Source organism: Hymenobacter sp. 5317J-9 (genome assembly GCF_022921075.1).
GTDB lineage: Bacteria > Bacteroidota > Bacteroidia > Cytophagales > Hymenobacteraceae > Hymenobacter.
On sequence record NZ_CP095050.1, the window covers coordinates 3,525,521 to 3,551,821 of the forward strand.

25 protein-coding genes are annotated in these 26,301 nt (G+C 65.5%); 14 read left to right on the plus strand and 11 right to left on the minus strand.

The window, feature by feature from the left end; genetic code table 11:
- Positions 1 to 54 precede the first annotated feature (54 nt).
- Positions 55 to 2,001 (plus strand): RecQ family ATP-dependent DNA helicase, encoded by a 1,947-nt coding sequence (locus MUN81_RS14895; RefSeq protein ID WP_245111626.1) that lies wholly within the window; start codon positions 55 to 57, stop codon positions 1,999 to 2,001.
- Positions 2,002 to 2,128: 127 nt separating this feature from the next.
- On the opposite strand, the gene MUN81_RS14900 is transcribed toward MUN81_RS14895, so the two are convergent.
- Entirely contained in the window at positions 2,129 to 2,431 is a 303-nt protein-coding gene (locus MUN81_RS14900) for a rhodanese-like domain-containing protein (protein ID WP_245111628.1), read from the minus strand.
- A gap of 176 nt (positions 2,432 to 2,607) precedes the next feature.
- Between MUN81_RS14900 and MUN81_RS14905 the strand changes: the two genes are divergently transcribed.
- On the plus strand, positions 2,608 to 4,950 hold the full coding sequence (locus MUN81_RS14905) for an endonuclease (RefSeq protein ID WP_245111630.1): 2,343 nt from the start codon (positions 2,608 to 2,610) through the stop codon (positions 4,948 to 4,950).
- Between the two features lie 158 nt (positions 4,951 to 5,108).
- On the opposite strand, the gene MUN81_RS14910 is transcribed toward MUN81_RS14905, so the two are convergent.
- Positions 5,109 to 5,384, minus strand: coding sequence for a GNAT family N-acetyltransferase (locus MUN81_RS14910; protein ID WP_245111632.1), 276 nt, complete (start codon positions 5,382 to 5,384; stop codon positions 5,109 to 5,111).
- A gap of 225 nt (positions 5,385 to 5,609) precedes the next feature.
- On the opposite strand from MUN81_RS14910, the gene MUN81_RS14915 reads away from it, so the two are divergent.
- On the plus strand, positions 5,610 to 5,975 hold the full coding sequence (locus MUN81_RS14915) for a hypothetical protein (RefSeq protein WP_245111634.1): 366 nt from the start codon (positions 5,610 to 5,612) through the stop codon (positions 5,973 to 5,975).
- 79 nt (positions 5,976 to 6,054) lie between these two features.
- Complete coding sequence (locus MUN81_RS14920) at positions 6,055 to 6,327, plus strand: hypothetical protein (RefSeq protein ID WP_245111636.1); 273 nt, start codon at positions 6,055 to 6,057, stop codon at positions 6,325 to 6,327.
- Between the two features lie 86 nt (positions 6,328 to 6,413).
- Here MUN81_RS14920 and MUN81_RS14925 read toward each other — a convergent pair whose 3' ends face one another.
- Positions 6,414 to 8,549, minus strand: coding sequence for a TonB-dependent receptor (locus tag MUN81_RS14925; RefSeq protein ID WP_245111641.1), 2,136 nt, complete (start codon positions 8,547 to 8,549; stop codon positions 6,414 to 6,416).
- Positions 8,550 to 8,683: 134 nt separating this feature from the next.
- Between MUN81_RS14925 and MUN81_RS14930 the strand changes: the two genes are divergently transcribed.
- Complete coding sequence (locus MUN81_RS14930) at positions 8,684 to 9,454, plus strand: hypothetical protein (protein WP_245111642.1); 771 nt, start codon at positions 8,684 to 8,686, stop codon at positions 9,452 to 9,454.
- Positions 9,455 to 9,568: 114 nt separating this feature from the next.
- A complete protein-coding gene (locus MUN81_RS14935) occupies positions 9,569 to 10,123 on the plus strand; it encodes a hypothetical protein (protein ID WP_245111644.1) in 555 nt (184 codons plus the stop codon).
- A 9-nt stretch (positions 10,124 to 10,132) separates the two neighbouring features.
- Here the strand turns inward: MUN81_RS14935 and MUN81_RS14940 are convergent, their stop codons facing one another.
- Entirely contained in the window at positions 10,133 to 10,567 is a 435-nt protein-coding gene (locus MUN81_RS14940; RefSeq protein ID WP_245111646.1) for an energy transducer TonB, read from the minus strand.
- A gap of 193 nt (positions 10,568 to 10,760) precedes the next feature.
- On the opposite strand from MUN81_RS14940, the gene MUN81_RS14945 reads away from it, so the two are divergent.
- The 3 genes from MUN81_RS14945 (at position 10,761) to MUN81_RS14955 (ending at position 14,376) form a co-directional block, all read left to right on the plus strand.
- Positions 10,761 to 11,048, plus strand: a complete 288-nt coding sequence (locus MUN81_RS14945; RefSeq protein WP_245111648.1) for a hypothetical protein — start codon at positions 10,761 to 10,763, stop codon at positions 11,046 to 11,048.
- Positions 11,049 to 11,123: 75 nt separating this feature from the next.
- On the plus strand, positions 11,124 to 11,393 hold the full coding sequence (locus MUN81_RS14950) for a hypothetical protein (protein ID WP_245111649.1): 270 nt from the start codon (positions 11,124 to 11,126) through the stop codon (positions 11,391 to 11,393).
- A gap of 163 nt (positions 11,394 to 11,556) precedes the next feature.
- On the plus strand, positions 11,557 to 14,376 hold the full coding sequence (locus tag MUN81_RS14955) for a S8 family peptidase (RefSeq protein WP_245111651.1): 2,820 nt from the start codon (positions 11,557 to 11,559) through the stop codon (positions 14,374 to 14,376).
- A gap of 175 nt (positions 14,377 to 14,551) precedes the next feature.
- On the opposite strand, the gene MUN81_RS14960 is transcribed toward MUN81_RS14955, so the two are convergent.
- The 3 genes from MUN81_RS14960 to umuD all read right to left on the minus strand — a co-directional run bounded on the left by MUN81_RS14960 (position 14,552) and on the right by umuD (position 18,302).
- Positions 14,552 to 16,357 (minus strand): glycoside hydrolase family 15 protein, encoded by a 1,806-nt coding sequence (locus MUN81_RS14960; protein WP_245111653.1) that lies wholly within the window; start codon positions 16,355 to 16,357, stop codon positions 14,552 to 14,554.
- 124 nt (positions 16,358 to 16,481) lie between these two features.
- Positions 16,482 to 17,819, minus strand: a complete 1,338-nt coding sequence (locus MUN81_RS14965; protein ID WP_245111654.1) for a Y-family DNA polymerase — start codon at positions 17,817 to 17,819, stop codon at positions 16,482 to 16,484.
- A gap of 24 nt (positions 17,820 to 17,843) precedes the next feature.
- Entirely contained in the window at positions 17,844 to 18,302 is a 459-nt protein-coding gene (gene umuD, locus MUN81_RS14970; protein ID WP_245111656.1) for a translesion error-prone DNA polymerase V autoproteolytic subunit, read from the minus strand.
- 229 nt (positions 18,303 to 18,531) lie between these two features.
- Here umuD and MUN81_RS14975 point away from each other — a divergent pair, with 229 nt between their 5' ends.
- Positions 18,532 to 18,780 (plus strand): hypothetical protein, encoded by a 249-nt coding sequence (locus MUN81_RS14975; protein ID WP_245111657.1) that lies wholly within the window; start codon positions 18,532 to 18,534, stop codon positions 18,778 to 18,780.
- A 92-nt stretch (positions 18,781 to 18,872) separates the two neighbouring features.
- On the opposite strand, the gene MUN81_RS14980 is transcribed toward MUN81_RS14975, so the two are convergent.
- Complete coding sequence (locus MUN81_RS14980; RefSeq protein WP_245111659.1) at positions 18,873 to 19,562, minus strand: TIGR02117 family protein; 690 nt, start codon at positions 19,560 to 19,562, stop codon at positions 18,873 to 18,875.
- 148 nt (positions 19,563 to 19,710) lie between these two features.
- Here MUN81_RS14980 and MUN81_RS14985 point away from each other — a divergent pair, with 148 nt between their 5' ends.
- Positions 19,711 to 21,297: a hypothetical protein gene (locus tag MUN81_RS14985; protein ID WP_245111660.1), complete on the plus strand. Its 1,587-nt coding sequence runs from the start codon at positions 19,711 to 19,713 to the stop codon at positions 21,295 to 21,297.
- A 100-nt stretch (positions 21,298 to 21,397) separates the two neighbouring features.
- Here the strand turns inward: MUN81_RS14985 and MUN81_RS14990 are convergent, their stop codons facing one another.
- On the minus strand, positions 21,398 to 22,135 hold the full coding sequence (locus MUN81_RS14990; RefSeq protein WP_245111662.1) for a diphthine--ammonia ligase: 738 nt from the start codon (positions 22,133 to 22,135) through the stop codon (positions 21,398 to 21,400).
- 131 nt (positions 22,136 to 22,266) lie between these two features.
- Here MUN81_RS14990 and MUN81_RS14995 point away from each other — a divergent pair, with 131 nt between their 5' ends.
- From MUN81_RS14995 to MUN81_RS15005, 3 genes are all read left to right on the plus strand, one after another.
- Positions 22,267 to 23,028, plus strand: coding sequence for a glycosyltransferase (locus tag MUN81_RS14995; protein WP_245111663.1), 762 nt, complete (start codon positions 22,267 to 22,269; stop codon positions 23,026 to 23,028).
- 22 nt (positions 23,029 to 23,050) lie between these two features.
- A complete protein-coding gene (locus tag MUN81_RS15000; RefSeq protein WP_245111665.1) occupies positions 23,051 to 23,479 on the plus strand; it encodes a hypothetical protein in 429 nt (142 codons plus the stop codon).
- A 70-nt stretch (positions 23,480 to 23,549) separates the two neighbouring features.
- The gene (locus tag MUN81_RS15005; RefSeq protein ID WP_245111667.1) at positions 23,550 to 24,323 is read left to right on the plus strand and encodes an EcsC family protein; all 774 of its coding nucleotides are present in this window, start codon (positions 23,550 to 23,552) and stop codon (positions 24,321 to 24,323) included.
- Between the two features lie 31 nt (positions 24,324 to 24,354).
- Here the strand turns inward: MUN81_RS15005 and MUN81_RS15010 are convergent, their stop codons facing one another.
- Positions 24,355 to 25,197: an alpha/beta hydrolase gene (locus tag MUN81_RS15010; protein WP_245111668.1), complete on the minus strand. Its 843-nt coding sequence runs from the start codon at positions 25,195 to 25,197 to the stop codon at positions 24,355 to 24,357.
- A gap of 5 nt (positions 25,198 to 25,202) precedes the next feature.
- Complete coding sequence (locus MUN81_RS15015) at positions 25,203 to 26,300, minus strand: SUMF1/EgtB/PvdO family nonheme iron enzyme (protein WP_245111670.1); 1,098 nt, start codon at positions 26,298 to 26,300, stop codon at positions 25,203 to 25,205.
- Position 26,301 lies beyond the last annotated feature (1 nt).

Consider the following 26,301-nt stretch of genomic DNA (forward strand, 5'->3'; position numbering starts at 1 on the left):
GAGATACTGGCAGCGAAACTACTGCTGCATACAAACGGGCAGTATCTTCGCCGCATGCCCTCCCCTACTACCGAAGCTTCGCCCCTGGCCCTGCTGCGCGAGCACTGGGGGCACACAGCTTTCCGGCCGGGGCAGGAAGACATCATCAACTCGGTGCTGGCGGGGCAGGACACGCTGGCGCTGCTGCCCACCGGCGGCGGCAAGAGCATCTGCTTTCAGGTGCCGGCGCTGGCGCGGCCGGGCATCTGCCTCGTGGTGTCGCCGCTCATTGCCCTGATGAAGGACCAGGTGGACAACCTGCGCAAGCGCGGGCTGAAGGCCGAGGCCATTTACGCCGGCATGAGCCACCAGGAAATCGACCACGCGCTGGACAACTGCGTGTACGGCCGCAACGTGAAGTTTCTGTATGTAAGTCCCGAGCGGCTGCTCACGGAGCTGTTTCAGGTGCGGGTGGCGAAGATGAACGTGGGCCTGCTGGCCGTGGACGAGGCGCACTGCCTCTCTCAGTGGGGCTACGATTTCCGGCCGCCCTACCTGCGCATTGCCGAGCTGCGCGAGAAGCTGCCGCAGGGCGTGCCGGTCATCGCGCTCACGGCCACGGCCACGGCCCAGGTGCAGGCCGACATCGTGGAGAAGCTGAAGTTTCGGGAGGGTTCGCGGGTGTTTCGGCAGAGCTTTGCCCGGCCCAAGCTGTCGTATTCGGTGCTGCCCACCGAGGACAAGCTGCGCCGGCTGCTGGAAGTGGTGCGCGGCGTGGGGCCCGGCAAAACCGGCATCGTGTACGCCCGCACGCGGCGGCAGACGGAGGACACGGCGGCCTTCTTGCAGCAGCACCGGTTTCCGGCGGCGGCCTACCACGCGGGCCTGCCGGCCGAGAAGCGCACCCAAGTGCAGCAGGACTGGATAGCCGACAAAATCCGCCTCATTGTGGCCACCAACGCTTTTGGCATGGGCATCGACAAGCCCGACGTGCGCCTGGTGGCCCACCTCGACGCGCCCGACACGCTGGAAGCCTACTATCAGGAAGCCGGCCGCGCCGGGCGCGACAACCTGTTTGCCTTCGCCGTGCTGCTGGCCGGGCCCAACGACGCCGACGAGCTGCGCCGCCGCACCAACCAGTCCTTCCCGCCCCTCGACACGGTGAAGCGCGTGTACCAGGCGCTGGCCAACTACTCGCGCACGGCAGTGGGCGGCGGCGAGCTGGCGGCGTTCGAGTTTGACATGCAGCAGTTTGCCGAAACCTACCGCATCAAGGCCGTGGACGCGCACAACTCGCTGAAGATTTTGCAGCGCGAAGGCTTCGTGCAGCTCAACGAGGCCGTGAACCAGCCCGCGCGGGTGCACCTCATCCTTAGCCACCAGGATTTGTACGCCTTCCAGGTGGCCAACGCCCAGCACGACCAGCTGATAAAAGCCCTGCTGCGCCTGCACGGCGGCGAGCTGTTTTCCGACTTCCAGACCATCTCGGAGAATGCGCTGGCCACCCACCTGCGCCGCAGCGTGGTGGAAGTGCGCCAGCAGCTGCGCTACCTGCACACGGCGGGCATCCTGCACTACCAGCCGCGGCAGGAGTCGCCGCAGGCCCTGTTCACCACGCCGCGCTTCGACGCCGCCAAGCTGCCCCTCGACCAGGTGAAGATGACGGCCGCCCGCGACCTGGCCCGCCACAAAACCAACGCCGTGGCTCAGTACCTGAGCGGCACGCGCTGCCGCCAGATTCTGCTGCTCACCTATTTCGACGAAACCGACCCGGCCCGCTGTGGCGTGTGCGACATCTGCCTGGCCGAGAAAAAAGCCGCTCAGACGGCCGAACAGGCGCCTTCGCTGCGGGAGCCGATTTTGGCGCAGGTGCGGCAGGCGGCCCGGTCGCCGCGCGAGCTGCTGGCGCTGTTTCCGCCGAAGGAGGCCGCGGCCGTGACGGCCGCCGTGCGCGAAATGGTGGACCGCGGCGAGCTGGCGTATGCGCCCGATGGCCGGCTGGTGCTGCCGGCTAGCCAGTAGTAATACAAAACGTCATGCTGAGCGCAGCCGAAGCATCTCTACCGCACAACTAATCAATTTTAGTACTGCGGTAGAGATGCTTCGGCTGCGCTCAGCATGACGTTCTGGATGAGGGTACTAATGGCTACTACCCTTCGGCCGTGTAGGCTTGGTAGCCGCCGAGCAGGTTGCGCACGTTGGTGAAGCCTTGCTGGGTCAGAAAAGCCTTGGCCGAGGCCGAGCGGCCGCCCCCTTTGCAGTGCACGATGACTTCTTGGTTTTTCCACTCGTCGAGGTCGTCGAGCTTCTCGGGCAGGGAGTTGAGGGGGATGTTTTGGGCGCCGGGAATGCGGCCCTCTTCGTGCTCCCAGGTTTCGCGCACGTCGATGAGGTTGGGGGTTTCGCCGGCTTGCTGGCGTTGGCGGAGTTCGGCGGGGGTGATGTCGGCCATGGCTAATGAAAGGAAAAGGAATTGGTGAGGTGATGAGTCGGCGAAAGTACGGCCGAAGTCTTCTCGGTTTCGTAACGGACGAGGCCCCAACCGGGCTTCGCCAAACCCTTATCTTTGCGGCTTCCCTCTGCCACCCGCTTCATTTTCATTCCCACCACTACTTCTCTTTTTATTCGATGAAAAATTACTTTACGCTGTGCCTGGTAGCACTCGGCCTGGCGCCGGCGGCCCTGCAGGCCCAGACGGTGCCCCCCATGCCGGCCGCGCCGCCCGCCAACCTTTCGGGCGTGGCCCTGCGCGACTGGTACCGCCAAAACTGGTACGACGGCAAGCGCGTGGAGCTGAGCTACGCCACGGCCCGCGGCAAGATGTACAACTACGCCGACAACTACAACAACCTGGTCACCTGCGTGTACTCGGGCTACCAGGAAACGGTGCCCTACAGCGCCACCAACACCAGCACCGGCGTGGTGACGCGCATCAACTGCGAGCACACGGTGCCGCAGTCGTGGTTTAGCGAAGTGGTGCGCATGCGCTCCGACATGCACCACCTCTACCCCACCTACGACACCTGGAACAACCTGCGCGGCTCCGACCCGTTTGCCGAAATCCCCGACGCCACCACCCAAACCTGGATGCGCGGCCTCGTGAGCCAGGCCACCATCCCCACGGCCAACATTGCCGAGTGGAGCGAAGACACCAACACCCAGTTTGAGCCCCGCGAAGACCACAAGGGCAACCTGGCCCGCTCGGTGTTCTACTTCTACACCATGCACGCCGGCCAGCCCGCGCTGGTGGCCACCGGCCACGGCGACATCAACTCGGTAGCCGACATCAATACCCTTTATGCCTGGCACCTCGCCGACCCGGTAGACGCCCACGAAATTGAGCGCAACAACCGCGTGGCCGCCAGCCAGGGCAACTTCAACCCCTACATTGCCTACCCCGGCACCGTGGCCACGGCCTGGAACCTGGCGCCTCCCGGCCCGGTGTTCAGCTTTGCCAGCACCAGCGGCGCCATCAACGAGGGTAACGCCGGCACCAGCACCTACACCTTCACGGTGAGCCTGACGCCCGCTGCCACCACCGCCACCACCGTGCAGGTGAACGTGGACGGCGCCAACTCGACGGCCACCGCCGGCTCCGACTTCACCTTTGCCTCGCCCGCTACTGTTACCTTCCCGGCCGGCAGCACCAGCCAGACCGTGACCGTGACCGTGAACGGCGACACCCAGCCCGAAGCCGACGAAACTGTGGTGCTCACCCTCACCAACCCCAGCACCGGTAACAGCGTGGGCTCGCCCGGCAGCCACACCCTTACCATTACGAATGACGACGGCCCGGCGCCCACGGTGGCTTTTGCCACGGCCGGCGGCACCATTCAGGAAGGCAACAGCGGCACCAGCACCTACACCGTGAACGTGACGGCCAGCGGCACCCTACCCACCGGCAGCTTCACGGTGCCCGTGACGGTGGACGCGGCCAACAGCACCGCCACCAGCCCCGCCGACTACACCCTGAACACCAGCAGCCTTACGTTCAGCAGCACGGCGCTCACGCAGGCCATCACCGTCACGGTGAACGGCGACGTTACCTTCGAGCCCAACGAAACGGTGCGCCTGCGCCTGGGCACGCCCTCCAACGCCACGGTGATTGTGGGCCAGCCCAATGCGCACACCCTCACCATTCTGAACGACGACGCGGCCCCGGCCGGCGCGCCCTGCACCAAAGCCTACTTCTCGCAGTACGTGGAGTCGAACGTGGGCAACACCAAGGTGCTGGAGATTTATAACCCCACCCTCACGCCCATGCCGCTGGCCGGCAAGCGCGTGGTGCTGTACGCCAACGGCGCCACCGCGCCCACCGCCACCCTGAACCTCACGGGCACCATTGCCCCGGGTGATGTGTACGTCATCGCCAACACCGGCGTGACCGATACCGGTGTGGCCGCCCAAACCGACGTGCAAAGCAACGTGGCCTTCTTCAACGGCAACGACGCGGTGGCCCTCTTCGACGGCACCGACACGCTCGACGTGATTGGCGTGATTGGCCAGGACCCCACCGGCGGCGCCTGGACCGTGCCCAACGGCTCGACCCTCAACAACACCCTGGTGCGCCAGCCCACCACCAGCCAGGGCGGCCGCTGGAATGGCCCCAACGGCAGCAGCACCTGGAGCGCGGGCGGCGTCGACAACTACACCGGCGTGGGCTCCTACGTGAGCTCGGCCTGCTTCATTCCCACGGCCAGCCGCAACGTCACCACGCTGCGCAACGCCCTCGAAATCTACCCCAACCCGGCTTCGGAAACCGTGCAGCTGCGCCTGCCCGGCGTGCCGGCCGCCCGCCCCGCCACCGTGGAAGTGCTGGATATGCTCGGCCGCGCCGTGCGCCAGCGCACGGCCCAACTCAGCGCCACCGATGCCGTGTCGGTGGACCTCCGCGGCCTGCCCGCCGGCCTCTACGCCATCCGCGTGAGCTGCGAGGCGGTGGAATACACCGGGCGCGTGGTGGTGCAATAGCGCCACTTGGTCATTGGGAGCGTAGCGCGGCAACCGTGCTGTGCTCAGCGTCCAGCCTTCTGATGCAAAAAGCCCCGACTCTGCGCAGAGTCGGGGCTTTTTGCTGGGCAATAATCAACTCGAAGTAGAGTCGCATACTTACGTCTCTACGCCAGACTTCACGCCAGAATGTCCTCGTACTCGGCGCGGTGGCGCTTCACAAAGCCGGCCATGAAGGTGCAGGTAGTTTTCACTTTGAGGTGCTCTTTGCGGGCGTAATCAAGGGCGGTGCGGGCCAGCTCTTCGCCCACGCCCTTGCCGCGCAGGCCTTCGTCGACGAAAGTATGGGTGAAATCGATGACGTCGTCGGACGGGCGGGCGTAGGCCAGCTCAGCTTGGTAGCCGTCGCGAACGGTGGTGAATTCCTGGTCGGTGGTGTTGTGGGTAATGGCCATGTTAACTAAAAATACGGATGAGAATGAACGGCCTTGCGGGCCCGGGTGAACAGCGGCGGCTGGTTTGCGTACAGGAAGGCAAAGATGGGCGGTGCCCTTCTCATACCCTTTTTACTTCTTCTTTCCCATGGATACGCAAAACCACCCCTGCCGCCGGAAAACGACTATCGCCCGCTGGACCAGCAAGACCGCGCCGCGGACGCCCGCCCCAACCCCAACGACCCCATGGTGAACGCCAGCAGCCCCGGCTACGGCGAGTTTGGCGGCGTCGCACCTTCGGCTCCGCTGTCGGCCAGCTACGCGGCCCAGCCCACCAACGCCGCCCCGGCCGGCCGCGACGGCTCCAACGACAACCCCGACGAATTCAGCGAATTCCGCGACCGCGAGAAGGACGCCCGCAAAGCCCCCGCCAACCCTGAAGACCAGCCCGGCCACGTGGAGCAAAACCAGGACCCCGCCGCCGTGCGCGCCACCCAGGACGCCGACAACGACGTGCAGCGCGCCGCCTGGGCCCAGGACGACCCGCGCTACGCCGGCGGCGGCTCGCACAACACCCGCGACGAGCCGGCCGACACTTCCAACGGCCAATAGTGGACCGGGTGCCGCGGCCGGTGCTTCATGCCGGCTACGGCCCCGCTCTTTTTGCTTTTCACCGCTAACCGCATTTTTTATGTTGCCCGACAACCCCAACACATTCGACGAAACCCCCGACGCCGAGGACGGCGCTTCGACCCCCATGCTCGACGCCGCCACCTACGGCCAGGTGCTCGACGACAACAACGCCTCGGGCCAGGAAAAAGCCGATGAGATGGACGACTCGCTGCGCTCCGACATCCAGGCGATGACCAAGACCGGCCCCGCCCCAGCTTCCGACGAAAACCTGCCCCGCGAGCTCACCGACCCCAGCGACCGCGCCTACACCCTGCCCGAAGAGCAGAGTTAAACGTCGGCGCTGGTAGCGTAAGCAAAAGAGGGATGAAGAATTGGCCTTGACGGTCATTCTTCATCCCTCTTTTTTTAGTCACCGCGTTAAAACCGCCAGCCCAGTTGCGCGCCGGCGTACCAAGCCCGGCCCGGCGCCGGCTGGAAGTAGCGCCCGCCGAAGGCATTCAGGTCGTTGCCGAGGCTGTAGCGCCGGTCGGTGGCGTTGTCGAGGCCGGCGTAAAGGTTGGTGTCGAGGCGGCCGCTGAAGGTGCGCCGCCAGCCGCCGCGGGCGCCGAAAACCCAGTAGCCCGGCGCGGTTTCGGTATTGGCATCGGTGAGCACCACGCGGGCCTGGTGGCCGAGGTTGGGGCTGAAGTAGAAGCCGTGGCGCTCGCTGAAATCGAGGCCGGCGCTGAGGGTGTGGGGCGTGGTGCCGGTGAGGCGATTGCCGCCCAGGTCCTGCCCGCCGCTGGCGTAGCTGCCAAAACGGAAGTCGTTGTAGGCGTAGCTGGCCCAGGCGCGCAGGCCCGTGTCTTCCTGCGGAGGCATTCTTTTCGTTGAGTCGCGATACGTCACGCTCGTCACCCTGCGCTGCTGCCACACCCAGCCGCTGAGGGCCGCTTCGAGGCCGCGCTGGTGGGTGCTGCCCGTGTTGCGAAACACGACCACGCCCTGGTCGGTGGTGCTGCTGACGATAGTTTCGCGCAGCTCCAGGTCGAACAGATTGAGCTCGTAGCGCAGCCGGTTGTTGAAGAAATTGCCGCGGGCGCCCAGCTCGTAGCTGGTGCCGCGCTCGGCTTGCAAGTCCTCGTTCAGCCGGCCATCGGAGGTGCGCACCTCATCGGTGGTGGGGGGCGAGAAGCCGAGGCTCACGCTGCCGTATACCGACAGCCCGGCGCCCAGCTCGCGCAGCAGCGCCACCCGCGGCGACAGCACCGGCCGGAAACTGCGGCTGATGTCGTAGCTAGCGGGGGCCGGCGCGGGCAGGCTGCTACTCACCCGCGCGATGCCGTAGCGCAGGCGGTTGTAGCTGCTGGCCACCGTGAGCAGCAGCCGGGCCGGCAACTCGTAGTCGGCCTGCACGAAGGCGAAGCCGGTGCTGGTGGTGATTTCGTCGTCGTAGCGCAGGGTGCCCGGCGTGCCGGCCTGGTTCTGGTAGCTGCGCCCGTTGGCGAAGCCGACCTGCGCCTCGGCCCCGCCTTGCAGCCGCAGCGTGCGCCCGCCCAGCGCGGTGCGGTAGCGCAGGGCCGTGCGCCCGCCCAGCCCCAGCCCGGTATTGCGCTCGTAGTCGGTCAGGGAGGCGGTGCGCACGGCCGTGCCGCTGCCGTAGCCGGTGGTTTCCAGCTGCAGCCGTTCGGTGAAGCGGTATTCGTGGGTGAGGCCCAGCAGGCCGGTGCGCGAGGCGTAGAAGGCCCGCTGGGCCACCTGGCCGAGCACGGTGGCCGTGCCGGGGCGCGCCTGCTGCGGGTCGGCCTCGAACTGGGCCCGGGTGAGGCCGCCGGGCAGCTGGTAGCTGATGTCAGTATACAGCAGGTGCGCGGACAAGGTGGCTTTGGGCGAGGTCACGGTGCGCACGTCCAGCGCAAACGCGTCGCGCTGCAGGGCGCTTTGCTGGCGGTAGCCGTCCAGCTCCTGGTGGGCATACTGGGCGCGCACGCTGCTGGTGGCGCTGCCCGTTTCGGCCGTGATGGTGCTGCGACGCAGGCCGTAGCTGCCCACGGTGGCGCCCGCGGCCACCCGGCTGGTGCCGGCCACTACCTCGGGCGTGCCGAAGAGGGCCACGCCGCCCGTGCCGGCCCCGTACACGCTGCCGGCCGGGCCTTTCAGCACTTCGAGCCGACCGATGAAGGCGGGGTCGAGCAGATTGAGCGGGGTGCTGCCGCCGGCTTCGGTGAAGGGAATGCCGTTGTAGTACACTTTCACGTTGCGCACCCCGAAGGGCGAGCGCAGCGTGCTGCCCCGGATGCTGAGCCGGTAGCTGGCCGTGGCGCGCTCCTCCAGCCGCACGCCGGGCAGGGTGTTCACGGCCTGGGTGAGGGCGGCGGGGTTGAACTGCTGAATGGTGCGGGCCTCGAGCACGCCCACGGCCGCTGCCGTGCGCCGCAGCGGCAGCCGCTGGCCGTAACCCGTGACGGTGGCCTCGGGCAGGGCCACAGCGCGGGCGGTATCGGCGGGCGTTTGGGCGCGGGCGGGCAGCAATGGCAGCCCAAGCAGCAGCAGAAACAGGGAGCGGGAAGACATAAAGGAAAGGGCGTGACGACGCAGACCAGCGGAGTACGCAAATTGTTGGGCAGGCACGAAATATTTTAAGTTGGCATTGCAAATGCGGGGGGGGTATATATTCGGCCCATCGTTCCTTATCTACCCTAACGGCGATGCTTAAAACTCCCTTTCCCGCGCTGGCCTTGCTGGGCAGCGCCCTGCTCGTGGCCGCCTGCCACCGCGACACGCCCACGCCCGAGCCCGACCCCTGCCTGGGCCTCAAAGCCAACCCGCTCGCCTTCCGCTTTCTGGAAAACTACGGCACGCCCACCCCCGACACGGCCTTCACCAAGCAAACCATCAGCTTTGAAGCCCCCGGCGCGCCCTACACCAGCTACGAGTGGCGGGTGGGCACCGACCCGCGTGTGTTCACCACGCGCAAGTTTGGGTTGTTTTTTCCCGAGGCGGCCACCGGCACCTACGCCGTGCGCCTGATTGCCACCCGCCCGCCCAACACCCGCTGCTTTGCCAAAGACGACGGCGTGGACACCCTGACCCAGGTGCTGACCCTGGTGAACCGCACCCAGCGGCGGGCCGTCATCTACGGCAAGTTTCTGGGCAGCAACACCGACGCTCCGCGCGACACGTTCACCATTCGCGTGTTTCAGGCCCCCGATTTCCACCAGCCCAACGACCCGCTGGCTGCTCCCTACGACTACCTGCGCAACCTGGGCCGCAGCTGCCAGTCGCCCTATTTCGGCATCGGCCTGACCTGGCGCGGCATCAACTTTAATTACGGCGGCAACGACTTCAATTGTCTGACGGAAACAGGCACGGGCTACCTCACCACGCGCGACTCGATTCGCGTCGACTACTCGCAGTTCGAGTCTGACCAGTCCCTCAAGCGCGTGAGCCGCGTGTTCAAGGGGCGGCGCGTGCGCTAGTAACTGCTGGGCTTGCTTTTTTCATTGGTTTCGGCATTACGTCGGTGGTGCCTCATCCGGACTTGGCAAGCGGCCTAGCCTGCGTTATTTTGAGGGCTGTTCGTACATAGTCCCATGCCCGCCCTCCCGCCCGACCTGCGCCGCGCCCTTTTCAACCTGCCGGAGCGAGAAAAAGACCAACTCCTGGCCCGCCTCGTGGCCCTCGACCCCGTCCTGACCGAGCAGTTGGCTTTCCGCCTGCTGGAAGGCCCCGATGCGCTGGAAACCCGCCGCGCCGCCCTGCGCGCCCAGGTCGACGACCCCGTGCGCGGCTACCACCAAACGCCCAACGACCTGCTTGTGATACTGCGGCAGCTACAGGCCCGGCTGGCCTACCACGCCAAGATTACCGACGATGCTTTTGGCGAAGTGGAACTGAGCTGGCGGCTGCTGGCCAACGTGTTTCGGCACCAGGCCGAGGTAACGGCCCGCCTACACGGCCCCACCCAGCCGCTGCTGCAACACCTCACCAAGCGCACCCACGAGGCCCTGAAACAAACCGCCCGGCTGCACGAGGACTACCATGTGGAGCTGGCCGACGCCGCCAACACCGTATTGGCCGCCTTATGGCAGTCGGGTGCCGCGCCGCTGGCCCGCGAGGCCGGGCTGCCGCGCCAGTGGCCAGCTTAGGCGCTTGCGCTAGCGCAGCCGAAAGCTGATGGGCAGCGTTTGCTGCACCCGCACCGGCTGGCCGTGCTGCCGACCGGGCGTCCACCAGGGCATGAGGCGCACAAGGCGCAGGGCCTCCTCGTCGAGGCCGGCCCCGATGCCTTTCACCACTTCTACGTCGCGAATGCGGCCTTCTTCGTCCACCACAAACCGCACGTAGACCGTGCCCGACAGGTTGAGCCGCTCGGCCTCGGGCGGGTAGCGGGTTTTGGCGCTGAGGTAGCGGCGGAAGGCTTCTTCGCCGCCCGGAAAGGCCGGCATCAGTTCGGCGTAGGCCAGCACGGCCGGCGGCGTGGCTTCGGCAGCTGGCGGGACGGTGGGCGGGCCCGCCAAAACGGTTTGGGCGCAGGCCGGGCCAGCGCCCGCCGCCAGCAGGCTGCCCGCTAGAATCAGGGTGCGACGCATGAGCGCAAAACGGGGAATTGCTTGACGGGGCAAAGCTACCGGAGCGGCTTGCGCCCAGGTTGTTCGCGCGGTTATGCTTGCGTTGCGCTTGTGTTGGGCCAGCAGGCGCTGGCGGGGGCGTTGGGCATCTTTTCGGCCGCAAAGGGAGTACAAGTACACTACTCTGCTTTACTCGTCCGCATCCCCTTCCGCCATGTCCACTCCCCTCCACCCCCGCGCGCCGCAGCTGTCCGAAGCCGATTTGCGCCAGGCCCTCGACGAGCTCGACGCCAAAATTCAGACCCTGCGCAACCGCGCCCACGCCACGGCCGCCGGCTCGCCCAACACTTACCAGCAGCACGCCGACGCCCTCGAAACCAAGCGCGCCTTGCTGGCCCGGCAACTAGGCGAGTCGCCGGCCGACACCGCCGACTCGGGCCTTCTCTCGCAAATTCGGCACGGCATTGAATCCTTGCGCGACGACGTGCGTAATCTGCTCTGATTCACCGTTCACGGACCAGGCCTCCGGGCCAGCATCATTTTTTCCTCCTCCTACCTCCGTATTGTCCGCATCGTTATGAAACAGTTCGTCATCCTCCTGCTCCTGCTTGGTTTCGCCGCGGGCACCGCCCAGGCCCAGAACAAGCCCAAGGTGAAGGCCAAGCGCGCTTTCTCGCACAGCTCGGAAAGCAGCCGTGGCAAAACGGCCAAAACCCACTTCCGGGCCGAAAACAACATCCGCCCGGTCATCGACCTGAACCCGCGCAGCTTGGAACGCTCCAAAACCGTGAAGGCGCCTAAGCCCTTCAAGTACAGCAAGGGCAACCGCCTCAAGCCGGCCCATTAAGCCCAGGCCCCGCTTCTTCCGAAGCGGGGCTTTTTTGTGGCCCGGCCGGTAGGACCGGTTCTTTTCGGGCAAAAAAATAAATGGGGCACCCAGGTAAGCCAGACCGGCGGCGAGTTCGTAAAAGGTATCTTAACTTCCGCCTTATCCTTCACGCTTCTGCCTGATGAAAAACGCGTTACGCCTGTTCTTATTCCTGTGCGCAATTGGACTGGCCGGGCCAGGCCGGGCGCAGGTCGCGCCGCCCACCATTCCCGGCCGCCTGGTGCTGAAGCTGCGCCCCGGCCATGCCCCGGCCCAACTGGAGGCGGCGCTGAGTCGCCTGGGCGCGGCCGGGCTGCAGCAGAAATTCCCGCACGCCCAAGCGCCCAGCGCCGAGCGCCCCGGCAGCGTGGATTTGCGCGGCATCTACCAGGTTGAGGTGCCGGCCGGCCTTGCGCTGGGCAAGGCCCGAGCCGCGTTGCTGGCCACCGGCGCGGTGGAATACGTGGAGCCGCTCTACATCCGCGCGCCGCTGTACCAGCCCAACGACCCGCTGGCCGATTCCACCCTCACCGACATTACCAGCAGCCAGTTTTACCTGAAGCAGATTCAGGCTTACCGCGCCTGGGACGTGACCCGCGGCGACACCAGCCTGGTCATCGCCATCACCGACGGCGGCATGCGCCTCACCCACGAAGACCTGCGCCAGCAGGTGAAACATAACTACGCCGACCCCATCAACGGCGTCGACGACGACAACGACGGCTTTGTGGACAATTTCACGGGCTGGGATTTTGCCAACAACGACAACGACTCGGGCTTCGACCCCGCCATCTACCACGGCACGCAGGTGGCCGGCGCCGCGGCGGCCCGCGTGGGCAACGGCCTGGGCATGGCCGGCCTGGGCAACCTGTGCAAGTTCATGCCCCTGAACATTTACCCGAATACGCCCACGGGCACATTCGGCGGCTACGAGGCCATTGTGTACGCCGCCGACCACGGCTGCCAGGTCATCAACATGAGCTGGGGCGCCATTGGCGGCTACTCGCGCTTCGAGCAGGACGCCATCACCTACGCCGCCGTGAACCGCGACGCCGTGGTGGTGGCCGCCGCCGGCAACTCCAACTCCGACGTGCTGTTCTACCCCGCCTCCTACGACCACGTGCTGTCGGTGAGCGGCGTGCAAAGCACCGACCAGAAAAGCCCCGGCGCCACCTTCAACCACCGCGTGGATATGGTGGCGCCGGGCCTGAGCATCGTGACCACCTACGGCGCCCAGGACCGCGACTACGGCGCCGTGGGCGGCACCTCGTTTGCCTCGCCCCTCACGGCAGCCGCGGCCCTGCTGGTGCGCAAGGTATTTCCGCAGTACACCTCGGCTCAGGTGATGGCCCGCCTGCGCCAAACCACCGACAACATCGACGCCCTGCCCGTGAACACGGCCTGGGCCGGCCGCCTCGGCACGGGCCGACTGAATGTGCTGAAAGCCCTCACCCGCACCAACCTGCAGGAGGCCCGGGTGGTGAGCAGCACGTTTGCGCCCGCCAGCGCTGCCTACCTGCCCGGCGATACTCTGCGCCTCGCCGTGGAGGTGCAGAACTTGCTGCAGCCGGTGGCGGGCCTCACGGTCACGCTCACCTCGCTCTCGCCCTACGTGGTGGTGCGGCAGGGCAGCTTTGCGGCGGGCAGCCTGGCCACGCTGGGCCGCGCTACTAACGCCGCCGCACCCTTCCGGCTGGCCGTGGCCGCCAGCGGCATTCCCCTCAACACCACGGCCACGCTGCGCTACCGCCTTACAGCTGCTAGCGGTTTCCAGTACGACCAGTACGTGGACCTGCAGCTCAACCCCGACTACGTGGTGCTGAACGCCAATGACCTGGCCCTGACCCTCACCAGCCGCGGCAACCTGGGCTACGACAACCTGGCCGGCACCATCGGCACGGGCCTGAGCTACCGCGGCAGCAGCAACGTGCTGAGTGAGGGCGGCCTGCTGCTGGCCACCAGCCCCACCCGCGTGTCGGACCGCCTGCGCACCAGCGGCGGGCAGGCGCGGCAGTCGTTTTTCAGCCTGGCGCAGGCCACTCGCCAGCAGCCCGGCCCCCGCGCCGACCAGGAAGCCCGCGCGGCCTTCCGCGACACCATTCCTGGCGCCGGGCCGCGGGTGCGCAGCGTGGGCGTGGCCGTGCGCCAACGGGCCTACGCCTGGGCCACGGCCGGCCGCCGCGACTTTGTGCTGCTGGAATACTCCCTCAAAAACATCACGCCTGACACGCTTAAGCCGCTGTATGCGGGCATCTTCGCCGATTGGGACCTGCCCAACTCCGACGGCGCTGGCCAAAACGCGGCCGCCTGGGACAGCACCCGCGCCTTGGGCTACTGCTACGTGACGGGCACGACCACACCCCAGGCGGGGCTGGCCCTCTACGCTGGCCTGCGGCTGCTGAAGGGCGGCACGCCGGCCGTCTACTCTATCAACAACGGGGCCCCGGCCGGCGCGGCCGTGCGCCTGGCCGATGGGTTTTCGCCCGCCGAAAAATTCCTAACCCTGAGCAGCGGCACCGCCCGGGCCCAGCGCACCGCCGGCCTGCCCGGCGGCGCCGACGTGTCGCAGGTAGTGGGCACGCGCCTGGCCAAGCTCGCGCCCGGCGACTCCACCACCGTAACCTTTGCCCTGCTGGTGGCCCCCACCCTGGCCCAATTGCAAACCAGCGCCGATGCCGCGGCGCAGGCTTACGCGACCTTGCTGCCCGCGCGCGCCGCGGCGGCCACGGCTGGTTTCGAGGTATATCCCAACCCCGCCACCGGGCCGTTGCAGGTAGAATTGCCCGCCCAGTTTGGCGTCCAGAGCGTGCAGCTGACCAATGCCTTGGGCCAGGTAGTGCGGCACCAGGCAGCCAGTGGGCGCAGCCTGAGCCTGAGCGTGACGGGCCTGGCGCCGGGCTTGTACGTGCTGCAGGCACGGGGCGCGGGCGGCCTACTCTCCCGGGCCGTGCTGGTGCAGTAAGGGGGTAATTGCACCGGGGTAGCGGCTGGTTTGGGCGGAGTTTTAATACGGAGGTGACACCGACGAATACGGGCTAAAAAGCCTATTCAGGCTTCAAAAACCCGCATCTATTTCTCGTCGGCAGCTCAATCTCGCGGGCCAGCGGCAGCGCGGCGGCGATGAAGTCCGGCGCCGGCTACACGAAGCTGGGCTTGTCGAGCTTTTTAGAAATGCGATACGCGGCGTTCATCAGGCCCACGTGGCTGTAGGCCTGCGGGAAGTTGCCCCACTGCGAGCCGGTTTTGGCATCTACGTCTTCCGAGAGCAGGCCCAGGTGGTTGGTGTAGCGCGTGAGCTTTTCAAACTCCCGGATGGCGTCATCGACCCGGCCCACGCAAGCCAGAGCCTCCACGTACCAGAAAGAGCAGATAAGGAAGGTGGTTTCGGGCGTGCCGAAATCGTCGGGGTGCCGGTAGCGGTAAAACAGGCCTTCTGGCGTCTTCAGCTCCTTTTCGAGCGCCGCCAGGTGGGTGCTGGCCAGCTCCGAAGCGGGGTCGAGGTAGCCCATCAGGATGAGTTGCAGGGTGCTGGCGTCGAGGTGCGGCGAGCCGATGGCGTTGGTGTACACACCGCGCTTTTCGTCCAAGCAAGCTTCGATGCGGCGCGTGGCTTCGGCCAGCAGGCGCTCGGCGCGCACCTCCATCTCGGCGTTGCCCAGCTTGCGGGCCACGTGGCCGGCGGCGTGGCAACCGGCCCAGTGAAAGAGGTAGGTGTAGCAGTGAAACTGCGCAATGTGCCGGAACTCCCACAGGCCGGCGTCGGGCAGGTCCATGGTGCTTTCGATGAAGTTCAGGGCCTCGTACACCAGCTTTTCGGGGGCGCTGCGCTCGGGGTTCACAAAGCGCTGGTCGACGTAGAGCGGCAGCAGGGCCACCAGCACCTGCCCGTACACGTCGTTCTGAATGTGGGTGTAGGCGTCGTTGCCGATGCGCACCGGCTGGTTGCCCAGGTAGCCTTCCAGGTCCAGTTCCTGCTCCACCAGCTCCGAGGCACCGCTGATGCCATAAAGCGGCTGGTACTTGCCCTTGATTTTGGTCGAAATGTTGGCGATGTAGTGAAAATACCGCTCCATTTCCTCAAAGTGGCCAATGTTGCTGAAGGCCGTGAGGATGTAATAGGTGTCGCGCATCCAGCAGTAGCGGTAGTCCCAGTTGCGGGTGCTGCCGGGCGCCTCGGGCAGGCTGGTGGTGCTGGCCGCAATGATGGCGCCCGTGTCTTCGTACTGGTGCACCTTCAGGGCCAGGGCCGAGCGGATGACCTGCGCCTGAAAAAAGTCGCCGATGCTGGTGCTCTTCACCCACTTGCGCCAGTGGTCCACGGTGCTGCGCAGAAACTGCTCCACCGTGCTTTCCAGGGGGGCCTCCAGCGGGGCGCCGTAGGTGAGCACGAGGTACTTGGTTTCGTTGAGGGCAAAATCCTCGCCCTCCAGAATGTAGGTGAGCGGGATGTTGGTGGTGAGGCGAATTTCTTCTTCCAGCCCTAGGTAGGCAATGTGGTTGGAGCTGCGGCGGCGGGCCAGCTGCTTCTGGCCGTACTCGCCCACGGGGTCGCACACCACCCGCACGCGGGGCGAGCCGGCCAGCGGCTCCAGCTTCCGAATGAACATCAGCGGCTTGTAGTACCGGTCGTATTGCGCAAAGCGCGGCGCAAAGTCCGTGACGCGGTAGCTGCCGTCGGCGGCCTCAATCTCGGTGCACAGCACGTTGGTGTTTTCCAGGTAGTACTGCGTGGCCTGAAATTCGCCATGGGCCGGCTTCACGCTGTATTCACCGCCCTTTTTGGTGTCGAGCAGGCTGCCAAACACAAAGCTGCTGTCGAAGCGCGGCCAGCACAGCCAAGCCACGGAGGTATCCATTTTTATCAAACCCAAAAAGGCGCAGTTGCCAATCAGGCCCATATCGTAGGTGTGCTTGGCGGCGGAAGTTGGCAGGGAATCAGACATGGCAATCGAGCTAGGGTAAGCGGGCGCCGGACCAGGACCGGGCAGCCACGAAAAAGCCCGGCAGTCGCCTGCCGGGCCCTGAAACCGTACGCGCCCCTAGCCTCAGGGTTGCGCCCGGGCCCGTTTAGCGCACCTCCCACAGCTCATTCCAGCCCGTGGTATACAGCGGCGAGCGGTGGGCCGAACGGCCCGCCCACGACGGCTGCTGCACTTGGCCGGCCGCATTTTTGGCCACGCCTTGCGCCGCCAGCCGCACCAGCTGCCGGCCAAAGCGGGCATTCAGGCCGTCCAGCGTCTGCATCAGCTTCTGGCTGCGCTGCCGGTCGGCGGCCGTGCCCGAAAACAGCCCCAGCTGCCCCTGCCCTTCCGGCTCGAGGCCGCTGAAAAGCACGCCGGCGCGGCTGTAGGCGGTGCCGGGGCGGCGCAACCGCCGCAGGCCCAGCAGGGCGGCTTGGGTTAGCCGCGTGGTGTCGCTGGAGCTGGCCGGCAGGCTCACTACGGCCGTGTGGGTCTTGGGCTCGGCGCCCGGCGCAAACCGGTCGGTGCCCAGTATCACGGTCACCAGGTGGGCGGCCAGGCCGTGCCGGCGCAGCTTCTCGGCGGCTTTGGCGGTGAAGGTGGCCACGGCTTCGCTCAGCACGGCGTCGTCGTGCTGGGGGCGGCCAAAGGAGCGGGTGCACGTCACGCTGTGGCGGCTGGCGCTGGCGGGGTGCAGCTGGTCTTCGTCGTCCCACTCGGCCGGGTTCCACTCCAGGCAGGGCTGGCCGTGCAGCTCGCGCCACAGGCGCTGGCCCACCACGCCGCCCATGTGCTTGCGCATCCAGTGCTCGGGCATGTTGGCCAGCTTGAGCCCGGTGTCGATGCCCATGTCCAGCAGCTTGCGGGCGTAGCGCCGGCCCACCCCCCAGATGGTATCGACCGACACCTCGGCCAGGGCCGCCTCCCATTGGGTGGGGGTTTCCAGCAGCAGCACGCCATTGGTGCCGTGCAGGCGGGCGCGGCGGTTGGCCAGCTTGGCCAGGGTTTTGGTGGGCGCGATGCCCACACAGGTGGGGATGCCGGTGTGGCACCTGACCGTTTCGAGGACACGCTGCCCGTACTTCGCTAGGTCGACGCCTTTGGTTAGCCACTTCAGCCCGCTAAAATTCAGGAAGGCCTCGTCGATGGAATACACTTCTACCTCCGAGGTGAAGCCGCTGAGCACCTGCACCACACGACGGCTCATATCGCCGTAGAGCGCGTAGTTCGACGAAAACACCTTCACCTGGTGCTGCTCCAGCAGCGGGCGCGACAAATGGTAAGGCTCCCCCATTTTCAAGCCCAAATCCTTGGCTTCCTGAGAGCGCGAAATCAAGCAGCCGTCGTTGTTCGACAGCACCACCACGGGCTTTTTCTCCAGGTGCGGCGCAAAAACCCGCTCGCAGGACACGTAGAAATTATTGCAGTCGACGAGGGCGTACATGGCGTTTCGAATCGAGCCGGAGAACTATCGGATGGTGGCGATTTGGTGCTCGCCCAGTGAGTGGATGACGTGCGTGACCACGCCCCACACAAACAGCCCTGCCTCCTGACTGACGGCCACGGGAGCATATCGCGCGTTTTCGGCCACCAGCCACGGCTGGCCGCCCCGCTCCTGCAGGCGCTTGATGGTGTGCTCGCCATCCACCACGGCCACCACGATGCTGCCGTGTTTGGGCCGCAGGGCCCGGTCGACGGCCACGAGGTCGCCGGGGTGAATGCCGGCCCCAATCATGGAATCGCCGCTGACGCGAGCCAGGAACGTGGACGCCGGGTGCCGGAACAGGTGCCTGGTCAGGTCGAAGGGCCCGTCGAGGTGGTCGTCGGCCGGCGAGGGGAAGCCCGCCGGCACGGGGCAACCGAACAGCGGCAATTCCCGAGTGGTGAGCAGAGAAGCCGCAATAAAATCGTGTAGTGATGTAAGCATAAGCGCCAGGCCACCGTCAGTAGCGGTGGCATCAGGCCGCTATTTACTAATTATTTTAGTAAATTGTTTCTGCAGCCCCCTGCAATCCGCACTTAGACCGGGGCCGTACATCAACCTGCTTCATTCAATAATCATGTTCACATCGCTAATTAGGTTAAATTCTCATTAAAAAAGCCTAAAAATAATTCTCCAAATTTTTTAGTTTATCTTAAAATTAGTATCTTTGGACATGTCAAACGTAAAGCTCCCCACGCCGCTGCCCATGCAGCAGTTTGCCCGTTGCGTGAACGACGCGCAGCGCCCTGCCGACTTCGTCGGCGACTGGCCCGAGGCCGGCCGCGTTTACCCGGTTCGGGTGCTGCCGCATGTCCGCACCGGCCAGCCGCAGGTGCACGTCCTCGGTTTCTACGCCGAGCGGCCCTACGGCGCCTTCGCCGCCCACCGCTTCGAGCAAGTGGCCGAGGTGTGGCTTAACTAAGCCGCCCGGCCCCTGGCCCATGGTTCCACCCATTTTGGCCCCGCTGGCTTCACCGCCGGCGGGGCCGGTTTGTTGTGGGTGGAAGGTACGGGCTAGCGGCCGTACTGATAAAAAATGCCCTTGTCGGAAGGCGTCCAGAGGCAGGCGCGTTGGCCGCTGGCTTTGAGGGCGTTGTTGGTCCAGGTGTTGCAGGTGTAGGCGAAGCTGTAGACGCGGCGGGCTTCGTAAAAAGCGTCGTCCGGTCCGTAGCTGTGGCCTTTGATGTGCTGCACGCGGCCGACAGCATCATACCTAAAGCTGGTTTGGATGTAGCGGATGAGGCGGGCGTACTCGGCGTGGCTGAGGTGGAGCGGCACCGTATCGGGGCCGGGCGTGGGGGTGGGCAGGTAGGTGGCGTGCACGGCCGAGGAGCCCAACCAGAACGCCGCCACGAAGGCGGTGCTGAACTTAAGGTCGGCCCAGGTGGGCGTGTCGAGGTAAAAGCCCTTGTCGCCCCAACCGAAGGCGATGTAGCGCAGGGAGGTGTCGCCGGATGGGATGTTGCTGTAGGGCAGCAGCCGGCTCCAGTCCATCTGAGCGGTTTGCACGGGCACCACGATGTCGGTGTGCACGCCGTTGGTGTGCAGAAACACGGGCACGTCGGGCGCGGCGTTGGGGTCGGCTTTGGGCACGGCGATGTGCGAAAGCACAAACGCCGCCGACAGGTAGGCGGCTACCGTGCCGCTGAGGCCCACGGCGGCGTAGGCGGCCATTTTCAGCGCTTTTTGTAAAATAGAAGGCATGCGATAAGCTAAACTGGGCGTCGGACCGGCAAGCGGCCACCGCCCCCCAATACGGCAGAACCGGAAAACAAGCCGAACCGTGGGCGCCTGGTCGGCGCCCGTACTTTTGCCGGGCCGCAGCCCACCATCGGGCCGGCCCCTGCTCCCCATGTGGACCTCTACCGCCGACCGGCTGGCCTTGCTCGAAGCCGAGTGGCGCACCCCCGCCCCGCGCTTTCACAACATGCCGCTTATTGCCCGCTACCACGCCTCGGTGAAGGCCGAGCCCGCTTACCATCGCCTCGACGACCAGACCTGGGCCGACCTCAACGGCGACGACCTGTTTGCCCTGCTCGACGGCACCGTGAGCCGGGTGGGCCAGCAGTGCCTCTACCATCGCCTCCGCAGCCCGCTCAACGACGAAGATGCCTTGCAGGACTTCGACCAGGCCGCCGAGCTATTTGCTGACCCCGCCCCGCGCGGCAAGGCCCTGTTGGCCTTGCGCCGCCTCACCTCCTCCCAGGCCTACTACCTGCCCGACATCCTGACCGGCGATGCCCTGCCGGCCCTGCCCTGGGCGGCGGCCGCGCCCGCGCTGGTGCTGCTGCTGCTGGCCTCGGTAGCGGGCGGCTTCTGGCAGCCGGCCCTGTGGCTGCTGTCGCTGGGCTTGTTTGTGCTGCACTCGGTGCTGCACTTCTGGTACCGGACGCGCATTGTGTGGGCCGTGCGGCCCATGCTGCAGTTGGGCAGCCTCTACCGCGCCGGGCGCGGCCTGGCCCGGCTGCAGCTGCCGCTGGCGGCGCTGCGCGAACTGGCCGGGCCGCTGGCCCGGCTGGGCTCCATCGTGAATAGAGTAGCATTCCTGCAGGCCGACGACCAATTGCCCTCAGACTTAGCCATGCTGCCGTGGCTGTTTTTGCAATACCTCAAAATGACGCTGCTGCTCGATTTCATTGTGTATCACAACTGCCGGCGCCAGGTAGAGCAGCACTTCGGGGCCATTCGGGCGGTGTACGAGGCCGTGGGCTACATCGACAGCGCCGTGGCGGTAGCCGGGTTTCGGGCGCGGCACAAATACTGCGCGCCGCAGTTCACGGCCGAAACCGGCCTGCGACTGACGGGCGCCTACAACCCGCTGGTGCCCGGCTGCGTGCCCAACGACCTGGCCGTGGCCGGGACCAGTGTGCTGCTCACGGGCTCCAACATGTCGGGTAAAACCACGTTCATGCGCGCCATTGGCCTGAACGCGCTGCTGGCCCAAACCGTGGCCACCTGCCCGGCCACGGCCTACGCCGCGCCCTTCCGCCGGGTGGTGTCCAGCATCAACCTCGCCGACAGCCTCACCGAAGGCAAAAGCTACTACTTTGCCGAGGCCGAAACCATTCTGGGCTTCATTCGGGCCGCCGAAGCGGGCGACAGCGGCTACCTGTTCATTCTCGACGAGCTGTTCAAGGGCACCAACACCGTGGAGCGCATTGCGGCCACGCAGGCCGTGCTGGCGTATTTGCAGCCGCGCAGCCTGGTGGTGGCCTCCACCCACGACGGTGAGCTGGGCGCCCTGCTCGCGCCCGCCTTCACCGAATACCACTTCTCCGAAACCGTGACCGAAACCGAGTGGTACTTCGACTACCTGCTCAAGCCCGGCCCGCTGCGCACCCGCAACGCCATCCAGCTGCTGGCGCGAGCCGGCTACCCGGCCAGCATTGTGCAGGCCGCGCAGGCCCTGACGCACACGCTGGAGGCAGCAACGCAGTAGAGACGCAATATTTTGCGTCTCGTCGTTGAACGACGACGTTCGAACGACATCCAGACGACTTACGAACGGCGCGGACGCAGAGACGCAATATTTTGCGTCTCTACACCAAGTCGCAGTACCAAAATCCCGTGTCGAACGGACTCGGGTCAGCCTCCTCGCCGCAATCGTACTGGGAGTCGTCGGCTTTGGGAGCCGGCGTGTAGTTGCGGTGCACGATTTCACCTTTCTCGAAAGTAATGGGCTCGCGGAACAGCGGCCCATCGAACACGAAGGTGTGGAATTCGCCGTTTTCGCCGCAGGGGTCCACGTTAGGCGGCAGGTCCTGCAAAAACTGCTCGTCAATCACGCGGCCCACAAAGCTTCGGTCGAGGTATTTCTCGTTGACGCAGGTGGTGATGGTTTTGAAGCCCAGCGCCAGAAACTCGCGAATGAGCTCGCCCGTGGGCACGCCCCACAGCGGAAACGCGGCCCGCCAGCCGGCTTCAGCCAGCTTGTTTTCGCGGTAGCGGCGCAGGTCTTCGAGTAAGATGTCGCCGAAAATGGCCACCTCGGCGCCCTGGGTTTGCAGCTCCTGCAGGGTGTTGCTCATCAGGCGTTCGTAGGCTTCCATGGTGGGCATTTCGGGCAGAAACAGCTTATGGCAGGGCAGCCCAAGGCTGGCGGCCTGCTGGTCGAGCAGCTCCACCCGCACGCCGTGCATAGAAATGCGCTGGTAAGGTTCGCTCACGGTAGTGAGCAGCGTCTGGATAGCATACTGGCCGCTTTGCCGCACCTTGTAGAGGGCCAGGGCCGAGTCTTTGCCCCCGCTCCAGTTGAAAATGGCCGGCTGCTGTGTCATGGAGCAAAGTAACCGTGGTAGCGCGGACTTTTAGCCCGCGGCTGGCGTGGCCGGGACTTTTTGGGCGCGGGCTAAAAGTCCGCGCTACAGCATCCGGCAACCTTTTCGGCCCGCGCCCGAACACACAGGCCATGCATTTTACCGTCATCACCCCCACCCACCAGCGCCGCGCGCTGCTGCCCGAAGCCGTGGCCAGCGTGCGCGCCACCGTGAGCGCCCCCCTCGATTTTTCCTTTGAGCACCTGATTTACGACAACGGCTCGCGCGATGGCACCGTGGCCTACCTGCGCGAGGCTGCTGCCCAGCCCGGCCCGCCCCTGCGGCACTGGCACTCGGCGGGCCGCCAGCTGGCCGGCCTGGCCCGCAACCTCCTCATCCAAGAAGCCCCCGCCGATGCCTGGCTGGTGCCGCTCGACGACGATGACATTCTACTTCAGCGCACGCTGCACAACTACGCCGCCCAAATTCAGGCCCACCCCGGCCGGCCCTGGTTCGTGGCCGACTTCCTGCGCGTGGACGAGCACGGCCGCTACCTGCCCAACGAGGACTACTACGCCTGGCAGTTTGATTCGCCCACGGCCATGCTGCAGGCCATTTTTCGGGCCGAGCACTTCATTCAGGGCAACGTGTGCTACCACCGGGCTTTCGTGGACGAGGTGGGCGGCTACGACGGCGAGCTGGCCATGGCCGAAGACCTGGACCTGTACGTGCGCTTCCTGCTGGCCGGGCAGCTGCCGGTGCTGTGCCCGCACATCAGCCACCTGCACCGCTTCCACGCCCGCAACGTGAGCATTGGGGTGGATGCGGCCACGCACAACGCCGACCTGCGGGTGATTTTCGACAAATACGCCCCGCAGCTGCAGGCCTTGGGCATTGAGGCGCCGGGGAATTAGCCGGCGCCTTATTTTTGGGCTTTTGCCCGCCACGTCCGCCCCCACGCCGCCGGTTTCCGAAGAAGTATACAGCATCCCGGCCGCCTACCGGAAGATGGAAAACACGCACATCCTGTTCTGGCTGCTGAAAGACATTGCCTGGTGCATGGTGTGGAAGCCCCTGGGCCTGCTCATGGTGGTGCCCACGCTCAGCATTGCCGTCATCATTGCCTGGCGCACCCGCGCCTACACCTCGGAGCTGGCCCACAACTTGGCCATTGTGTTCTGGATTACGGCCAACTCCTACTGGATGACCAGCGAGTTTTTCGGGTTCGATACTGTGCTGGTGGCGCCTCACGTCACGGGCAAGCACCTGGCCCTGGTGCCGTTTCTGATTGGGTTGGGCATATTGCTGTACTACTACCTGGTGACGAAACCGCGCGAAAACCGGGCAGAAACGGCCACGCTGTAGCGCGGACTTTCAGTCCGCACCCGAGAACCGCTGGAAGACGCGGACTAAAAGTCCGCGCTACATTTCGCCCATGAACCCCGACGAACAGCAGGCCCGCATCGAGCTCCGCGCCTGGCAGCTGCGCATGCAGCGCAAGCCTTCCTTCCTCAACAATTTTGCCCGGCGCGTGCAGGTGCGCATCAATGCCCTGCTGCCCGAAAAGGTGCACCAGGCCATCACCGCCGCCATCAAGCAGATGGTGCGCGGGGTGTTGTTTGGCTCACAGCACACCACCAGCCGCCCCTTGGCCGAGGCCACCTTCGCCACGCGCGAGGCCGAGGCGCGGGTCCGCATCCGCGACTACCGCACCATGGCCACCGCCGAAGGCGCCGTGACCGGCGCGGGCGGCTTCTTGCTGGGCCTGGCCGATTTCCCGCTGCTCATCGGCCTCAAAATCAAGCTGCTGTTCGACATCGCCGCCCTCTACGGCTACGACGTGAAGGAATTTCCCGAGCGCCTCTACCTGCTGCACATCTTCCAGCTGGCCTTCAGCAGCCAGCACACCCGCAACGCCACCTACCGCCGCCTCGCCACCTGGGACGAGTACCGCCACACCCTGCCCGCCGACGTGCACGCCTTCGACTGGCGCACCTTTCAGCAGGAATACCGCGACTACATCGACCTCGCCAAAATGGCCCAGCTGGTGCCCGTCATCGGCGCGGCGGTGGGCGCCGTGGCCAACTACAAGCTCATCGAGCAGCTCGGCGACACGGCCATGAACTGCTACCGCCTGCGCCACTTCGCCGCAGCCGCTGATGCACAGCTGCCCTCGCCAGCCACCGAAATTTCGCCCCCGCTCGTTTAGCCAGCTCCACCGCTGGCTCTTTGGCGTTGGGCTAGCGCGCCGGCGGCGACACGACTTTGGCTCGAAAAAACTCGTCCACTTTGCGATTGAACTCGTCGGCGTGCTCTTGCAGGGTGGCGTGGCCGCTGTTGGGAATTATCCAGAGCCAAGCGCGGGGCAGGTGGCGGTAGATGGCCACGGTGTGCTCGGGCACAATGACGTCGCGGTCGCCGGCCACGATGAGGGCCGGCACCCGCACACCTTTCAGCGCCGCGAGCGGAATGTTGGGCTGAAACACGTCGAGGCAAAATACCTTCCAGTCGTTCTTCCGCTTAGGGTCCGTGAATTTCATGTTTTTATTCTCATGGTAGCCGCGCTGCTGCTGGCGCCACAAGCTGGGCATGAGCGCAGTAGAGTCGGGCCAAAGATTGGCGCCGGTGGCCACCAGCCGCTTCACCTTCTTGGGGTGGCGCATGGCCAGCACCAGCGCGTTGATGCCGCCGTCGCTCCACCCTACCACGTAGGCCGAGTCGAGGCGCATGCTGGTGAGCAGGCCCGCAAAGTCGTCGGCCATCATCTCGAAGCTCAGCGAGTCGCCAGCGTCCACGGACTTGCCGTGGGCGCGGCTGTCCACGGCAATGACGCGGTAGCGCTGGGCCAGGTAGGGAATGTTCTTGGCAAAGGCCGAGATGTTGTCGCCGTTGCCGTGAATGAGGAGCAGCGGCGGGCCCTGGCCGTAGGTTTCGTAGTACAGCTTCACGCCGCGCACCAGCTGGTAGTGCCCGGCCGCGGGGTTGCGGCCGTAGGGGACGGCGGGCTGGGCGGTGGCCAGCAGGTGGCAAAGCAAAAAGCCAAACGCAAGCAGGCAGGCTTTCATCGCTGAGTACTTAATCATGGCCGTTACTTATGATGCTGCATGGTGCAAACCGTCCGAAAGCCTACTGTGGCCGATGGGCCGCTGTAGTGCCCCCGCGCTTTGATGGTGCAGCCTGCCAGGTCGTCGCGGTAGCTGCCGCCTTTGGCAATGCCTTGCTCCTCCACCATTTCCGCGGCATTGCCCAGCATTTGGTAGAGTCCGAAATCATTGGCCGGCCCCTGGTACACATATCCCGGCGAAGCCAGGCGCAGGAAATAGGGCTCCGCCTGTGCGTGGTTAATCCAGGAGCGCACGGGGTGCTGTTTGTTGTAAGCCGCAATGTCGGCTTTGATTTGCGCCACGGGCGTGGAAACGGCTGCCCGCTTCTGCAGATACGCGGCCGCTCCCTCGGCTACCTGCACCGGCAGTTGGGTGCAGGTGGTGCCATAAGGCTGCCCGCTGCGTACTTCGGCGGCCTCCTCCCATTCCGCCTCGGTTGGCAGGCGGTATTCGACGATGAGGTCAGACACTTGCTTGTCGCTGGTGCGGGCCAACGCCCTATTGACAACATCCGTGCGCCATTTGCAGAATAGCTTGGCCTGCTCGTAGCTGATGCCCACCACAGGGTAATAGGCATAGAAAGGGCTGGTGTAATAATCCTTGACCGGCAAGGCCGCCGCAGTCGGCAGAATAGTAGCCAGAATATCAGCCGAGGACGAGTCGGCCGGAAAGGCATCGGCCACGAACAGGCGCCAGTCCAGGTTCGTGATTTCGGCTTCGTCGATGGCCAGCCCGCTTGCCGAAAACACGATGACGCCCGGCGCAATCGGCCCACTCACCGCCTTGCTCAGGTCCGGCACGCGAAACGTGTCGCGGCACAGTTTCAGGCCAGAGGTGAATTTGACAACTTTGTAATCGTAGAAAGGCGCCGGGTTCGGCGTCGGCTGGCCTTCTATCGAGATTACCTCCGCATTGCCCAGTTGCTTCGGCGGCGTCTCGGTCACATAGCTGGCGGGCCACAGCGGAATTGCCGTGCTGGCACTGTAGTAACCGGGCCGCAGGCTGCTTGGCAGGCGCGCTCCACATCCCGAAAGCTGCAGAACCCCAACCAGAATCGATACGGAAAGGAATAGCTGTTTCATG

What these genes read in the sequence shown, in the direction of transcription:
- MUN81_RS14920 (WP_245111636.1), top strand. Translation starts at nt 6,055, where the DNA reads ATGTTGCCCGACAACCCCAACACATTCGACGAAACCCCCGACGCCGAG.
- MUN81_RS14925 (WP_245111641.1), bottom strand. Translation starts at nt 8,549, where the DNA reads ATGTCTTCCCGCTCCCTGTTTCTGCTGCTGCTTGGGCTGCCATTGCTG.
- MUN81_RS14960 (WP_245111653.1), bottom strand. Translation starts at nt 16,357, where the DNA reads ATGTCTGATTCCCTGCCAACTTCCGCCGCCAAGCACACCTACGATATG.
- MUN81_RS14985 (WP_245111660.1), top strand. Translation starts at nt 19,711, where the DNA reads ATGTGGACCTCTACCGCCGACCGGCTGGCCTTGCTCGAAGCCGAGTGG.
- MUN81_RS14935 (WP_245111644.1), top strand. Translation starts at nt 9,569, where the DNA reads ATGCCCGCCCTCCCGCCCGACCTGCGCCGCGCCCTTTTCAACCTGCCG.
- MUN81_RS14930 (WP_245111642.1), top strand. Translation starts at nt 8,684, where the DNA reads ATGCTTAAAACTCCCTTTCCCGCGCTGGCCTTGCTGGGCAGCGCCCTG.
- MUN81_RS14910 (WP_245111632.1), bottom strand. Translation starts at nt 5,384, where the DNA reads ATGGCCATTACCCACAACACCACCGACCAGGAATTCACCACCGTTCGC.
- MUN81_RS15010 (WP_245111668.1), bottom strand. Translation starts at nt 25,197, where the DNA reads ATGATTAAGTACTCAGCGATGAAAGCCTGCCTGCTTGCGTTTGGCTTT.
- MUN81_RS14895 (WP_245111626.1), top strand. Translation starts at nt 55, where the DNA reads ATGCCCTCCCCTACTACCGAAGCTTCGCCCCTGGCCCTGCTGCGCGAG.
- MUN81_RS14915 (WP_245111634.1), top strand. Translation starts at nt 5,610, where the DNA reads ATGGTGAACGCCAGCAGCCCCGGCTACGGCGAGTTTGGCGGCGTCGCA.
- MUN81_RS14945 (WP_245111648.1), top strand. Translation starts at nt 10,761, where the DNA reads ATGTCCACTCCCCTCCACCCCCGCGCGCCGCAGCTGTCCGAAGCCGAT.
- MUN81_RS14980 (WP_245111659.1), bottom strand. Translation starts at nt 19,562, where the DNA reads ATGCCTTCTATTTTACAAAAAGCGCTGAAAATGGCCGCCTACGCCGCC.
- MUN81_RS14990 (WP_245111662.1), bottom strand. Translation starts at nt 22,135, where the DNA reads ATGACACAGCAGCCGGCCATTTTCAACTGGAGCGGGGGCAAAGACTCG.
- MUN81_RS14950 (WP_245111649.1), top strand. Translation starts at nt 11,124, where the DNA reads ATGAAACAGTTCGTCATCCTCCTGCTCCTGCTTGGTTTCGCCGCGGGC.
- MUN81_RS14955 (WP_245111651.1), top strand. Translation starts at nt 11,557, where the DNA reads ATGAAAAACGCGTTACGCCTGTTCTTATTCCTGTGCGCAATTGGACTG.
- MUN81_RS15005 (WP_245111667.1), top strand. Translation starts at nt 23,550, where the DNA reads ATGAACCCCGACGAACAGCAGGCCCGCATCGAGCTCCGCGCCTGGCAG.
- MUN81_RS14975 (WP_245111657.1), top strand. Translation starts at nt 18,532, where the DNA reads ATGTCAAACGTAAAGCTCCCCACGCCGCTGCCCATGCAGCAGTTTGCC.
- MUN81_RS14900 (WP_245111628.1), bottom strand. Translation starts at nt 2,431, where the DNA reads ATGGCCGACATCACCCCCGCCGAACTCCGCCAACGCCAGCAAGCCGGC.
- MUN81_RS14905 (WP_245111630.1), top strand. Translation starts at nt 2,608, where the DNA reads ATGAAAAATTACTTTACGCTGTGCCTGGTAGCACTCGGCCTGGCGCCG.
- MUN81_RS14995 (WP_245111663.1), top strand. Translation starts at nt 22,267, where the DNA reads ATGCATTTTACCGTCATCACCCCCACCCACCAGCGCCGCGCGCTGCTG.
- MUN81_RS15015 (WP_245111670.1), bottom strand. Translation starts at nt 26,300, where the DNA reads ATGAAACAGCTATTCCTTTCCGTATCGATTCTGGTTGGGGTTCTGCAG.
- MUN81_RS14940 (WP_245111646.1), bottom strand. Translation starts at nt 10,567, where the DNA reads ATGCGTCGCACCCTGATTCTAGCGGGCAGCCTGCTGGCGGCGGGCGCT.
- umuD (WP_245111656.1), bottom strand. Translation starts at nt 18,302, where the DNA reads ATGCTTACATCACTACACGATTTTATTGCGGCTTCTCTGCTCACCACT.
- MUN81_RS14965 (WP_245111654.1), bottom strand. Translation starts at nt 17,819, where the DNA reads ATGTACGCCCTCGTCGACTGCAATAATTTCTACGTGTCCTGCGAGCGG.